Below are 13,384 nucleotides of genomic sequence, written 5' to 3'. Positions count from 1 at the left end.
TTTTGCGTCTTGATTTTCAGTGCTATTTAAAAATTACTCCCTTACCACTGTAAGAGTACTTAATTTTTTAACTAATCGCCAAGAACGCAAAGCAATAAATTTAAGTAATTCTATGGCAATAATGGAGTAAAAATTTTAATATTCTCCTTGAAGGCACACGTAATACTATTTCATGAAATACCTGATATATAAGTCGGAGGGTACAGTTGTACGCCTTTACAGCCAATTTATTATGTCGGTAAATGTGAGGATCTGATGACATTAAAGTGAGTTTTAAGCCGTTTTTGATTTGTCTTTGACAAACCATCGAGTACTTCATCTCACCAAAACCCAAGAAAAAGTTTGCTGATAATAACAAAAAGACCAGCCTCCCACAGCTGGTCTAAAAAATGTTTTTTTTCGCGTTGTCTTCTCAAGAGAGTTAAAACCCAATTGCGCGTTCCCAAAATGCAACGGGCAACTTTTCTTAACAATATTGTAACAGCCAACACAGTTTTTTCAGAAAATTTCATCAAAAAAAGATATAAGCAAAATTTAAAAACTTCTATCTATGAGGAGAATTGGCTACAACGTAGGGTAGAGAAGGGGAGCAGAGAGTGTGGGGAGAGAGGGGGGATGGGGAGATGGGGGAGTGTGGGGAGTGTGGGGAGAGAGGGGGAAAAAATTTCTTCACCATCCTCCCACACCTCCCACACCTCCTGCTTGCCCCATGCCCTATGCCCTATGCCCTATGCCCTATGCCCAACGACTAATTGTGGTTTTCCCCAGAGGATGGTTTCTTGCTTGTAAATGGCAATTCCGGGTTTTGCGCCTTTGGGTTTGTAGACGTGTTTTAGTTGAGTGTATACTACTGGTACTTGGTCGCTCTGACGAGCGCGACTGTAGTAAGCTGCAAGATTAGCAACAAATTGCAAATCAGCCTCTTCTGCAACAGCACCGGGTTCGAGACGTAGTAGTACATGGCTACCTGGAATTTCTTGAGCGTGGAACCAGAGGTCATAATCCCCAGCCACACGAAAAGTTAATTGGTCATTTTGGCGATTGTTGCGACCGATTAATACTTCAAAGCCGCTGGGAGTACGGTAATGATAAAAGTTGCTGATGGAGTTTTCATTGCTAGTGCGATCGCGGTACTCTGGATCTTGTAAATATTTTTGCCCAATCAGTTCTTCGCGAATTTCTTCTAAAGCTTGCAAATCTTCTGCTGTCTGGTAGTTATCTATCTGATCGATCGCAGCCTGCACTTGCTCTAAATAATCAATTTCTGTCTGCACTTCTAAAAGTAGCGGTTCCACAGCAGAACGAGCGCGTTTGAGTTTTTGGTGCTGTTTGTAAAGACTTTGGGCATTTTGGACGGCGTTTTTATCCGGTTGCAGAGCGATCGCTACTGGCTGATTATTCTCAAAATCTGGGATAATTATCTCTTTCATACCCGGTTCCCAGTTTTGCAGGTGAGCCATTAATAAATCAGCTTTTTGGCGATATTCATCGGCTCGATCTGATTGCTGCAAGCGTGTCTTAAAGGTTTGAGCTTTGTTGTGTAATTTCTCCAAAATATTATTTAATTTCTGACTCAACTGATGCCGCAATTGGGAAAATAACTGTTGATTGAGTTGGTCGGTGTAGTAACGGTTGAGTAATTCTTGGGTGTCTTTGGCGCTTTCTACTCCACCCCAACCCATTACTGTGTAACCATCTTTTGTCCAAGCGGGTTGAAATTTACTTGAATCTAACGCTTGCAGCCATTCTTGCCAACGCTCAAACAACCTTTGCCAATCTTCAGGTTTAAGGGTATCGGTTGATGTTTCTGGTGGGATATTTGCTGCTAACAACATTGATTCTAGCAGCGCAGCACTTAGACCACTATAACTTTTGAGTAATTGCCGCTTGATTGCTCCTGGTACTAAACTTACCCGTTCTTGCCAACGTTCTTGAGATTCGCTCAAATTGGGGAGAGTCCCAGTCAGTTTAGGTGGTGTTTCGTAAGGTTGTCCGGTTTGAATGGGACGGACGCTAGATTGTTGCTGACTGACTTGATGTGCGGGAGCGATGGTTATATTGCTAGCATCGGTGAGAATGACATTGCTATACTTGCCGATAATTTCTACATACACATGATATAGGGCGCTTTCACCAGGACGCCGAGCAAATTGTAGATCGATAACGCGCTCCCAAGGAGCGATCGCTTCAATTGCCACTAAGGCCAAACCACCCAATTGGTGTATCAGTTGTTGGCTGAAGGTGAAGGTATCAGGAATTCGTGGTGGCGGATCGCCAATGCAAATATGTGCAGCTTGAGGATGCCAAGAAATCTCTAGCCAACCCCGCTGTTTCAAGGTGCGTAATGCTATGGCAATAGTATAGCGATCGCGCTGGTAAACTTGCTCTGTTCTAGAGGGTAGCCAGTTCGCGCGTAGTTCGCTACAAGCAGCTTTTAGGGTGGTAAAGTCAACTGGTTGCACAAAAATTAATTATTAACTTTCAAATATCGATGCCCAGTATATGCTATCGCGTCTAGTCCAGACTGGCATGATTTGAAAAAGCAGTAAAAATTTTTAGCAGTGTTGAAGATGTAACACGCTACATAATATAGTAGGGTAGCACTCCCGTGCCACCCTACTATTGATGATTATGGGTTACTTATTCACAATTACCTATTACTAAGGATATTAGGTTATGTGGTGAGTAATGCTGGCTCTGGTTGTTTGGTAGTGAGTAATACTGGTTCTGATTGTTTGGTGGTGAGTAATACTGGTTCTGGTTGTTTGGTAGTGAGTAATACTGGTTCTGATTGTTTGGTAGTGAGTAATACTGGTTCTGGTTGTTCGGCTGTTTGTCCCAAAATCTCGTTGTAGAGTTCGCCCAGTTGATTTGCAACGCCATCCCAACTAAACTTAGTTTCGACGCGCTTTCTACCAGCTTTACCCAACTTATCTCGCCATTCTCGATTCAACAGAATTCTGTCGATCGCATTTGCAAAAGCAGCTACATCTTGCGCTGGTGCTAATAAACCTGTTTGTTCGTTAACTACAGTAAACTGAAGTCCGCCAACATCGCTTGCTACTACTGGGGTACCGCTGGCCATCGCTTCAATTGCCACCAATCCAAAGGGTTCGTAGTGACTGGGAACAACGCAAACATCAGCTGCTGCGTAATAAGTTGGCAAAATATCTTGACTCAAACGACCGGGAAAGATGGTCAAGTCGCTCATCCCTAATTCGTTGACGATTTGTTCAATGCGATCGCGCTCAATTCCGTCGCTATTACCCGGAGTGCTACCACCACCAATAATTAGCTTGAGGTTGTTGGACTCCCGTAGTTGAGACTCATTTAGCGCACGCACTAAGGTTTCTATACCTTTGCGTGGATCGAAACGACCGACATACAATACAATTTTGGCATCTGGAGCGATTCCTAATTCTAATCTCGCTGCGTCTCGTCCAATCGAACCAAATCGCTGAATATCTGTACCGCAGGGAATGATATCGATATTGCCTTTTGTGGAAACGAGCGATCGCATATGTTCGTTTTCCTGCGGACTCGTAGCTACAATTCGTTCTGCTGTCTCCAGCACTTGTTTTTCCACAGCCAATCGCTGGCTGGCAATCAGCGGAATATTATCTATCGTGTTATATTTTACTGCTCCTAAAGAGTGGTAGGTGTGAACCTGTTTAACTCCTTGGATTTTCTTCAATTCCATCCCTACCCAGCTAGAAAGCCAGTAGTTAGTGTGAACTAGCTGGTACTTTATATCATTTTTTATTTGGAATTTGAGGAAATTTTCCACAAATTCTGGTAAATATCCAAAAATATCATCTCTGGGCACAAACTCCAAGGGGCCTGCTTTTAAACGAATAGTTCGACAATTCTCGCTATGTTGAACGATTGAGTCTTGCTCCAGACTAACCTTGCGGGTAAACATATCAACTTCCCATCCAAGCTGCGCTAGCGCTTCACCCACATGGCGCACGTAAACATTTTGTCCTCCAGCTTCTTCTTTCCCTATTTCAATCGCTGGGTCTCCGTGGACGGAAATCAAGGCGATGCGTTTTTCGGTGGTATTCATAGTTTGTGTGTTGCGGATTGTAACAAAGTTTTAGTCGATTCCAAGTAGGCGTGTCTAATAGCACGCCTTCCTGAATTATTTAAGAACGTTGATTATTATTGACTTTAATTTAATATCTCTAATAATTTTTTACATCTTCTGCCAGAAGTATACTTTTAGATTAAGTATATGTATTTAATTCTTTTATATATAAATGGCAATATTTATATCTAATCCTTCTGATAGATGAAATTCTATTCTTTGTCGTGTTTGGAGAATGCTAATTTTATAGATAAATTTATTAAAAAAGTGATTACCTTGGTTATATGGATAAAAAGTAAAGACGAGTTATTATTTATACTTAAGTTAAGAATTATTTGATTTAATTTTGCTATAGTAATAATAATGTTTTTGGCAGATTTGTAGATATAGCCTCATTCATACGAGAGTCATAATTAGTATATTTTTATGCTTTTAAATAAAATCCTATAATCTGCTTAAATTTAAAAATTTCCAGACTTAGGAGATATTCTAAATATCCAATTTTGGTTTTTAATTCTTTTGAATTGAGTGTATTTAACTTTAATCTAAATTTAGACATAAGCTTAAGTTATGTAATTTTTGTAATCAGTAATATTTGCTTTTGACCAAAAATAAAACTTGATTCTAGATTGAAAATATCTCGAAGTTGCAAGCAAAAATATCCAACGATTAGAATTTACACACCAGTTGCTACGCTTTACCTAGCCTTGACGCTGAGTGGCGATTTAGCAAGTAAAAAAGTGCCAAAAATTTAACTCCCTCAGTTTTACCCACTGAAAGAGTTTCCGTGTATGCCTTTTGCTTTGTGAAAGATAGAGGCGAGGAGCTATCTAAAATCTAATACTTTTGGGTTGTAGCAAGATATCTTAAGATACAAAGGCAAATCTAATATTAGGCGTTAATTGTTGGGTTACGCTAAGCAGTCTCAGGTTCTTCAGTCTAAGAGTGTACTAAGCCAAATTAAAAATCCTTGTGACGTTAGCATCTAATTTTTTAGCAAGCATTAAAATTAGGAAAATAGTAACTATATTTTCGGCCTGCTTTAGCACTATCCGATGGATACTAAAAAAATAGACCCTTACTTTAACTTGTAGTTTCAGTAAGGGTGGGCAAGCGGCTTCTCAGTAATGACTATAGGTAAATCTAAGATCTAAAAGACAACCTGAAAGTAGGCTTTGCACTATAAGAATTACAAAAATAGCTGCAACCAGCTTTTAACTAAGGAGCTAGATAAAAATCAATAATTAAAAATTAAAAATCAAAAAAGTAATTCTGATTTTTAATTTTTAATCTTCCCCTTAAGGATTAATTCGTAGTTTGTGCAGCTAGCATTTGCTTGAGCTTTTCTAATTCCGAAGCCCAACGGGGATCTGGACGAATAGCGTCTGATTCCGTAGTCGTGGTGCTCTCACGAGAAGTGCCACCACCACTGCCACGACGAGGCTTCTTGGAACCTTTCTCACGACGACTACCTTCTTTGTTAGTGTTAGGAGTAGGATTGCTACTAGCAACACTAGCTGCTTTAGGAGCTTGCTCCTCGCCCTCATCACCCTTTGTACGAGGTAATGCCTTTTCTAACTTAATGGGAGTGTCTTTAAACATCTGACCATTATACTTTTCAATTATTTGGTCAGCTTGTTCGTCATTGTTGACCGTCAGAAAACCAAAACCACGGCATTTGCCGGTTTTCCGGTCTTTAATTAATTTAGTAGTTACAGCATCACCTTCAGCTGCGAATACTGCTTGTAGATCTTGACGATCGATTTCTTCTTTAGGCAAATTACCTATATATAGGCGAACGGACATGAACTATACCTCCAGAAATGAATGAACATGGCAAGGTGAAAAAACCATTACTTGGCTTTGGCTTTTAAAATAGATGCTATTGAGAAAGACTGCCAGCAACCAATTTTTTTGCTCCAAACTATCAACTTATACAATACAGTTTTTCGTTGGGATCGAGCTTATTTAATCCAAAGGCCCACACTACGATGAGCTAATAACACCTTAATTCTAAGAATTGTAAATTTAATAGTCTACTGTCTGCCAAAGTACGCGCTTTCTTTAAATGCTCTTTTTAGCAGAATAAAATACCATCCTTTACATTACCACGGTATTTTCTACCTAGCTAGTTTAGCGCACACATTTTCGACTTTAGTATTACCGCATCGTAGCATAAAACACATTTTTTATTCAAGGCGAGATTTTTGGAAACAAAAACCAGCCAGTGGCTGGTTGATTTGCTGCTGTGTTGGGAGGATAAATATGCTATGGAGGGGGAAAAAGCATCCGAATTCATCACAAAGCTATGAAGCTGAGTTATTTCGGTTGCTATTGTTTGTGTAAATAAATGTAACACTTGTGAATAAAACCTGCAACTTTTGTTTACATTTCGGTTTGTCTTTTGTCCTTTGTCCTTTGTCCAAAGCAAATGACTAATGACTAATGACCAACGACCAATGACCAATGACTAATGACTAATGACTAACCAGTGAGAAAAACGTATGCACCCCAAGCCTGCGCTGCAACTGCTAAAGCAGTAGACCAAATGGGATGAGGGCTATGAATGGTTTTACCACTTTGAGTTTCTAGGGTTTGGATATCGATCCAAGGTGTTGCTCCTCGTCGGAACCAACCTGTGACAATAATTTGCCTACCAATCAAATCCTGGTGATTGACTGATTGTCCTAGCCAAGAAACATGATGTAATTTCACTAAGCCAGCGCTTGATTGTAATATTAAATCTTGGGCTAGGGAGTTAGCAGTGCCTTGACGACCTAATAATTTGCCCACAAGACGCACGCTGATGCTGTCAATGGGTAACGTAGACGGGTCAGCTAACAAATTAGGCAGGCAGTCATCAGTTTGCAAAGTGGGCGGCTTAATATCGGGAAAGAAAGAATTAATCCGGATCACTGTACCGATGCTAAAACCAATCAAAAGGCAGCCTGTAATGAAAGACCAATCCTCATAAATCCACTTGAGATTTAAAAATTTAAGTGCGAATGCTAATTGCCACGCTAGCCACACCAAACCTGCAAACACAACTCCGAGAGGAATTCCTAACCAAGGAGCGATTTGTAATAAGAAAGACTGACGCCTAACTTTTGATGGTTGTTCGCTAGGGAAATGTAATTCGGTGTCTAGATGCCAGTGACGGGCTATTTGGCAGAGGCGTTCGATGCGATCGCCCACCAGAGGATGGCTATTATTAATCGTAAACCATCGGCGATAGGGATTGACAACATCCCATTTCAAAAAAGATTCAAAAGAAAGATGACTGGCAATTGTGCCTAAAGAAAGACTCTGTTGGTAGCCGATTGGTGCGACGATATTTAAGCTTTCCAACTGCGAACTGGTTTGTTCTTGTTTTTCGATATCAGTTGCAATTCCAATGGCAATTTTCAGCAAGCCACGAATTAAAGCATTGGGATTACCAGTAATTTCAGCTGCGGTGCGATCGCTATAATAAAGCCGCAACCGCGACAACCACAATGCAGTTCCAGTTAGCAAACACCAAACTCCATAAATCAAACTAGCCACAATTGTCACAGGAGTGCGCCAAATTTTTCCTGATATGTTGTCACCCAACTTCGATACCTGCTCGTATACCTTATAAGTTGGTAGTGTCACCAGTAACACCAAAGACATGACAACAAAATCCCAGTGAGCAATATGCCCTAGCTGGGTGGCATAAATAACGGCAATTTCATCATCTGTTAGTTGTTCTAACAGTCCTTTGCTGACTACAATTCTCGCGTTCCGTGGTAAGCTACCGTAGGTAAGAATAATTGGCGCAGCCATTGGCAAAATTCGCAGTTTGGGTAAAGGCCAATGCCTTTGTTGACAGCAACGTTGTAATACCCGGACAGCTTCTCGACTATGGCCGTTCAATACATCTTTAGCTAGTTCTCGTTGACCGTACAAGTTTGCCAGTAGCAAATCCAGTAACCAAGGTGATGCGGCGATTAAAATTACCAACGCTATGAGCAAAAATCGTGTCGGGTCATTGTATAAAACCTGTAACGGTTCTACATAGGGGAGCTTGACTAAAGCGTGGTTGATGGCTCCCAATACTAACTTGAGGATTTCTCGAATCACCCAAAACAGGGCGATGAATGTTCCCGCAGCCAGCAGCCGCAAAGGAATTAATTTTGGTTTTCGTAGGGGCTGCCATGCCTTAGCGCGTTGTGCTTGTCGCCAATAAATAACACCGAATAGTTTGGCTTGGGTGCGGGTAACGGAACCCATGAAACCATTAAGGGGGGGCGGCGGAGGTGGTGGTATGACAGTAGCTTTGGGTTTAGCTAATGGCACCATTTGGGGGATATTCTGGTTCTTGGTTTCTGTTACTTCATCTTTTGGCTTCTCGTCTGATTTAGGAGTATCTGGGGATGAATTTTCAAAAGCAACAAATCCAGTTTCGACATTTTTTGATTCTGGTTCAGGTTTTTGACGTTTTGTCAAATGTTCGAGAGCGCGTTTTGCCCACTCTTGAACTTGAGGATTGTTGCTCTCAATGAGATTTTCGCAAAAGGCGATCGCTTTAGAGACTTCCCCAGTACGGGCATAAGCCATCACTAAACCAACCCTTGCTTGTAAGTTAGCAGTGGCATTACTTTCGCTACTAGCAAGAGGTTCTAACTGAGCGATCGCTGTTTGGTAATTTCCCTGCTTGAGGGCAACTAAACCAGCCTCCAAAGACGATTTGGCATGTGAAGGCATACAGATTCTGGCACTCCAATCTCTTCTAAACGATCCACGTCTGGGCAAAAGCGCGACCCTCAGATGCCGTGGAAATCAACTGTGTCCAGCTAAGCCAACCTGTGAAGGAATTCAGAATTCAGGAGTCAGAATTCAGGAGTCAGAATTGAATTCTGTACCACTGGCGGATGAATTGAGCGAGTTTAATACCCGATCTAATTTTCAGTTTGGTAGCTTTCAATCAGTCCAGAATTTTAACTCCGACTGATTAATTCTGTATTCTGAATTCTGTATTCTGAATTCTTCTTCATTCCTCCACTGGTTGTTGACTCGAAAATACTGGAGCGATCGCGCTTAATTTCAACTCTGGATGGTCGCCCTCTAGTTGTTGGCAATTCCATTCATTCCGGAATAGCAACACTGGGCGTCCCATACTATCTTTGACTGTAGTGGTATTGAATAAACGTCCCACTTTATTTAATGCTTCCCAACCACCTTCAACCCAACGGGCGACACTATAGGGTAATAAATCTAGTATGGTTTCTACGCCATACTCATTTTGTAAACGAAACTGCACCACCTCAAATTGCAACTGACCCACCGCGGCTAAAATTGGATCGCGCTTGGCTTCATCAGTTGAATACATAATTTGCACAGCACCTTCTTCGCGTAATTCCGCAACGCCTTTTTGGAATTGCTTGAACTTCGAGGGGTTGGGGTTCCTGAGAGTTGCAAACAGTTCCGGCGAAAAATACGGAATCCCTTCATATTCCAGCTTTTGCCCCGTGTAAATTGTATCCCCGATGGCAAAAACACCGGGATTGTTCAAACCGATCACATCGCCAGGATAAGCTTCATCAATCGATTCCCTCTCCTGAGCAAAGAGTTTTTGCGGACGGGAGAGACGGACGAGTTTACCAGTGCGAGCGTGATTCACCATCATATCTTTTTCAAACTTACCAGTGCAGACCCGGACAAAGGCGACGCGATCGCGGTGTTTCGGGTCCATGTTTGCTTGCAGTTTGAATACAAACCCAGAAAACTCTGGATATGTAGGAGGAACTTCGCCAACACTGCTGAGATGAGAACCGGGTTTGAGGGCATAGTCTAGGAAGTATTTGAGGAATAACTCTACCCCAAAGTTTGTCATGGCGCTACCAAAGAACACTGGCGTCATTTTGCCTTCGTGTACCAACTGCAAATCTAGCTCCGGGCCAACTCCTTCCAACAGTTCTAGATCGTTTTTCAGTTGATAGTACAGGTCTTGTTCTAGCAGCTGTTCTATTCTCCGATCGCCTAATTCCACTATCGTATCACGGGCTTCTCGGCTACCGTGGGCGCTGCGCTCAAACAGGTGGATTTGTTGCTTGTGTCGGTCAAAAACACCTTTAAAGCGATCGCCCATGCCAATGGGCCAGTTTACTGCATAGGTTTGCAACTTCAATTCTTGCTCGATTTCATCCAAAAGTTCTAAAGGTTCTCTTCCTGGGCGATCGAGTTTGTTGACAAATGTAAAAATCGGGATATCCCGCAGTTTACACACCTCAAATAACTTCCGAGTTTGGGGTTCCAAACCTTTTGCCGCATCAATCAGCATCACTGCATTATCGGCGGCGGCAAGAGTTCGATAAGTATCTTCACTGAAATCTTGGTGTCCGGGTGTGTCTAATAAATTTATTTGACAGTCTCGGTATGAAAATTGCAACACCGTGGAAGTAATGGAAATACCCCGTTGTTGTTCCATCGCCATCCAGTCTGAAGTAGCTTTGCGCTGTGCCCGCCGTGCTTTGACCGCCCCAGCTTCGTGAATTGCGCCTCCGTATAGCAGTAGCTTCTCTGTCAGCGTCGTTTTACCCGCATCAGGGTGAGATATAATTGCAAAGTTGCGACGAAGTTCAACTGCGCGATCGAGTTCAGACTCAAGTTCAATTGACATAACTGTATTTGTTTGTAACTTAACTTAATTTTTTTCGTTGGCAAGTCTTTTAATCTTAAGACAACGTTGCTCGCGATCGGGTCGTAATATAATCAATAATTCTGACGAAATTTTAGGAGAAAGGAATGTACGACACAGACAAGCGAAAGCTTTTATCTGCCTTGTCTCATGGAGCCATTTTTTTCAGCACAGCTGTTGTATCTATCGGTATACCTATTGCTGTACTGTTCGTATCTGACGATCCTGTTGTTAAAGAAAACGCCAAAGAATCCATCAATTTCCACTTTAATGTCTGGTTCTATGGAGCGATTCTAGGAGCGTTGTTTTTTCTATTCGGTTGGCTGGTCTTACCACTATTATTACTGGGGCCACTAGCAGGTATTGGCTATTTGTTGCACTGGGGACTAACGATTTGGGCAATTACTAAGATTTTTAGCAATCCTGATACACCCTTTCGCTATCCCTTTATTTTACGAGTGTTTTAGCATAAAAAATGGGTATGGGGCATGGGGCATTAATAATTGTGGTTTATTTTTATTTTGCTCTTGTGCCTTTAGTTTCTAAACAATTAATAGCCAGTATTTTGCCCTAGAGGGTCTTAGAATTTTCAACTGTGAATTTCTTATTGTTTATAGATATATAGATAAATACCCAATGCCCAATGCCCCATGACGCCAGTTGCTTTCCGACGCAATGCGACAGGATCGCACTGGCTCCCCCATGCCCATTTTTGATATTGTTTTTCTAACTCGTCGGATAGATGTCAATCAAGCTGTAAAATACAAAATTGCCCTACAGCTTAATTCAGGTAGGGCAAATGTCAGTTAAGCACTTTTTGTAGTCTGTCTGATGGCAGGAAACTTTTCCCCTGCTTTTGTGACGCTTTGTTTTGTGTCCATTGCGTTGTTTTTCTTCATAAAATTTTATGTTTCCTACACATCGCCCCCGCCGTTTGCGTACCCATCCCCAACTGCGCCGGATGGTTCGTGAAACTGTTTTGACAACAAGCGATTTCATTTACCCATTATTTGCCGTACCGGGTGACGGAATCGCTAATGAGGTAAAATCTATGCCTGGAGTCTACCAGCTTTCGGTAGATAAAATTGTCGAAGAAGCGAAAGAAGTTTATGACTTAGGAATTCCTGCCATCATTCTATTTGGTATTCCGGCTGATAAGGATGTAGATGCTACTGGCGCTTGGCATGATTGCGGTATTGTTCAAAAAGCTGCGACTGCTGTCAAAGCAGCAGTACCAGATTTGATTGTGGTTGCTGATACTTGTTTGTGTGAGTATACCAGTCACGGACACTGTGGTTATCTGCAAGTTGGCGATTTGACAGGACGGGTTTTAAATGACCCAACTTTGGAATTGTTGAAAAAAACAGCAGTTTCTCAAGCAAATGCCGGTGCGGATATCATCGCGCCTTCTGGGATGATGGATGGCTTTGTGCAAGCAATTCGTCAGGGTTTGGATGAAGCTGGATTCCAAGACACACCGATTTTGTCTTATGCTGCTAAGTATGCTTCGGCTTATTACGGGCCATTTCGGGATGCAGCAGACTCAACGCCGCAATTTGGAGACAGAAGAACTTACCAAATGGACCCAGGTAATAGTCGCGAAGCAATTAAAGAAATTGAATTGGATATTGCCGAAGGTGCTGATATGCTGATGGTAAAGCCAGCCTTGGCATATATGGACATTATCTGGCGGGTGAAGGAAGCAAGTAATTTACCAGTTGCAGCTTACAATGTTTCTGGTGAGTATTCGATGATTAAAGCTGCGGCTCTGAATGGTTGGGTTGATGAAGAGCGTGTGGTTTTGGAAACTTTAACTGGTTTGAAACGCGCTGGGGCAGATTTGATTTTGACTTATCATGCTAAAGATGCGGCGCGATGGTTAAAGTAGGGTGAGGAATTGAGTAAGAGTTGAAAAATCTCACGCAGAGGCGCAAAGGCACAAGAGCTGTGTTTTGGTGTCTGGGTGTGAGATTTTATACTTGGCTATGATTTATTGATATTTTTGGAAAAAGTTTTTTGAGCATGTTGGAGAAGCCTTAAGCTTGGTTTCGTAGTCTTTCTAAGTTCTGTTGATGTAACTCTGGGAAATTTTCTAAATCATCTATTGACTGCGGTGCAGGGAAGATTACAGAATCTTCAAAGGTGAATCTATCTAAATAAATTTGAAAGGCTTCATCATCTTCTCTGCGGTCAAGGATATATTGGCGTAATTGGGCACGGGGCATTGTTATAAAATCTTGTTTGCTCATAGATATCTCCACTTTCCGTCTAGGTAAATTAGAATTTCATTTTCTTCACCAGCGAGAATTACAATATTTTTTGTTCGTTCATCAATTCGTAATAAAAACACAAGTAAATACATTTTAGTAGCCTAAAAACTTAAGATAAACAATGTTTTCAATTGTTCTACAGTAGGCATATTTAAATTATTACTACAACAGATTTTTTACTCTGACCTGATTTGAGTCAAATTGGCATCTTTCAACTGCGAAGTGTTTAAACATATTTTATGCATATTGTCCCCGTGATAATACATAAACACGGGATTCTCGTGTTTGCAATAGGGGGACGCGATCGCTTATAAAAGAAGATAGTTAATAAATTTTCCTCAATTGCCATTTAATGTCAATTGATTTAAT

Annotated in this window: 8 protein-coding genes and 1 pseudogene; 2 read left to right on the top strand and 7 right to left on the bottom strand. The window is 41.5% G+C overall.

Going from position 1 to position 13,384, the window contains the following annotated elements; genetic code table 11:
- Positions 1-728: 728 nt before the first annotated feature.
- From NSTC745_RS19175 to prfC, 5 genes and pseudogenes are all read right to left on the bottom strand, one after another.
- Positions 729-2,462 (bottom strand): Rqc2 family fibronectin-binding protein, encoded by a 1,734-nt coding sequence (locus NSTC745_RS19175; protein ID WP_445632342.1) that lies wholly within the window; start codon positions 2,460-2,462, stop codon positions 729-731.
- A 338-nt stretch (positions 2,463-2,800) separates the two neighbouring features.
- Positions 2,801-4,066 (bottom strand): annotated as a pseudogene (locus NSTC745_RS19170) (glycosyltransferase family 4 protein); the annotation flags it as partial.
- Between the two features lie 1,326 nt (positions 4,067-5,392).
- Positions 5,393-5,893, bottom strand: a complete 501-nt coding sequence (locus NSTC745_RS19165) for an RNA recognition motif domain-containing protein (RefSeq protein ID WP_096539977.1) — start codon at positions 5,891-5,893, stop codon at positions 5,393-5,395.
- Between the two features lie 678 nt (positions 5,894-6,571).
- Positions 6,572-8,812, bottom strand: coding sequence for a M48 family metalloprotease (locus tag NSTC745_RS19160; RefSeq protein WP_445632341.1), 2,241 nt, complete (start codon positions 8,810-8,812; stop codon positions 6,572-6,574).
- Between the two features lie 286 nt (positions 8,813-9,098).
- A complete protein-coding gene (gene prfC / locus NSTC745_RS19155; protein ID WP_445632340.1) occupies positions 9,099-10,727 on the bottom strand; it encodes a peptide chain release factor 3 in 1,629 nt (542 codons plus the stop codon).
- A gap of 125 nt (positions 10,728-10,852) precedes the next feature.
- Between prfC and NSTC745_RS19150 the strand changes: the two genes are divergently transcribed.
- The gene (locus NSTC745_RS19150) at positions 10,853-11,212 is read left to right on the top strand and encodes a DUF4870 domain-containing protein (RefSeq protein ID WP_445632339.1); all 360 of its coding nucleotides are present in this window, start codon (positions 10,853-10,855) and stop codon (positions 11,210-11,212) included.
- A gap of 440 nt (positions 11,213-11,652) precedes the next feature.
- Positions 11,653-12,633: a porphobilinogen synthase gene (gene hemB / locus NSTC745_RS19145; protein WP_445632338.1), complete on the top strand. Its 981-nt coding sequence runs from the start codon at positions 11,653-11,655 to the stop codon at positions 12,631-12,633.
- A 148-nt stretch (positions 12,634-12,781) separates the two neighbouring features.
- On the opposite strand, the gene NSTC745_RS19140 is transcribed toward hemB, so the two are convergent.
- Both NSTC745_RS19140 and NSTC745_RS19135 read right to left on the bottom strand, forming a co-directional pair.
- Positions 12,782-12,994 carry a DUF6887 family protein gene (locus NSTC745_RS19140; RefSeq protein WP_445632337.1) on the bottom strand — a complete coding sequence of 71 codons (213 nt, stop codon included), beginning with the start codon at positions 12,992-12,994 and terminating at the stop codon, positions 12,782-12,784.
- Entirely contained in the window at positions 12,991-13,107 is a 117-nt protein-coding gene (locus NSTC745_RS19135) for a DUF6888 family protein (RefSeq protein ID WP_445632336.1), read from the bottom strand. Before NSTC745_RS19135 ends, NSTC745_RS19140 begins: the two co-directional genes overlap by 4 nt.
- Between the last annotated feature and the right edge of the window lie 277 nt (positions 13,108-13,384).

The organism is Nostoc sp. DSM 114161 (genome assembly GCF_052692665.1).
This window is presented reverse-complemented; position numbering and strand designations above follow the sequence as displayed.

What these genes read in the sequence shown, in the direction of transcription:
- NSTC745_RS19160 (WP_445632341.1), bottom strand. Translation starts at nt 8,812, where the DNA reads ATGCCTTCACATGCCAAATCGTCTTTGGAGGCTGGTTTAGTTGCCCTC.
- NSTC745_RS19165 (WP_096539977.1), bottom strand. Translation starts at nt 5,893, where the DNA reads ATGTCCGTTCGCCTATATATAGGTAATTTGCCTAAAGAAGAAATCGAT.
- NSTC745_RS19150 (WP_445632339.1), top strand. Translation starts at nt 10,853, where the DNA reads ATGTACGACACAGACAAGCGAAAGCTTTTATCTGCCTTGTCTCATGGA.
- NSTC745_RS19140 (WP_445632337.1), bottom strand. Translation starts at nt 12,994, where the DNA reads ATGAGCAAACAAGATTTTATAACAATGCCCCGTGCCCAATTACGCCAA.
- hemB (WP_445632338.1), top strand. Translation starts at nt 11,653, where the DNA reads ATGTTTCCTACACATCGCCCCCGCCGTTTGCGTACCCATCCCCAACTG.
- prfC (WP_445632340.1), bottom strand. Translation starts at nt 10,727, where the DNA reads ATGTCAATTGAACTTGAGTCTGAACTCGATCGCGCAGTTGAACTTCGT.
- NSTC745_RS19135 (WP_445632336.1), bottom strand. Translation starts at nt 13,107, where the DNA reads ATGTATTTACTTGTGTTTTTATTACGAATTGATGAACGAACAAAAAAT.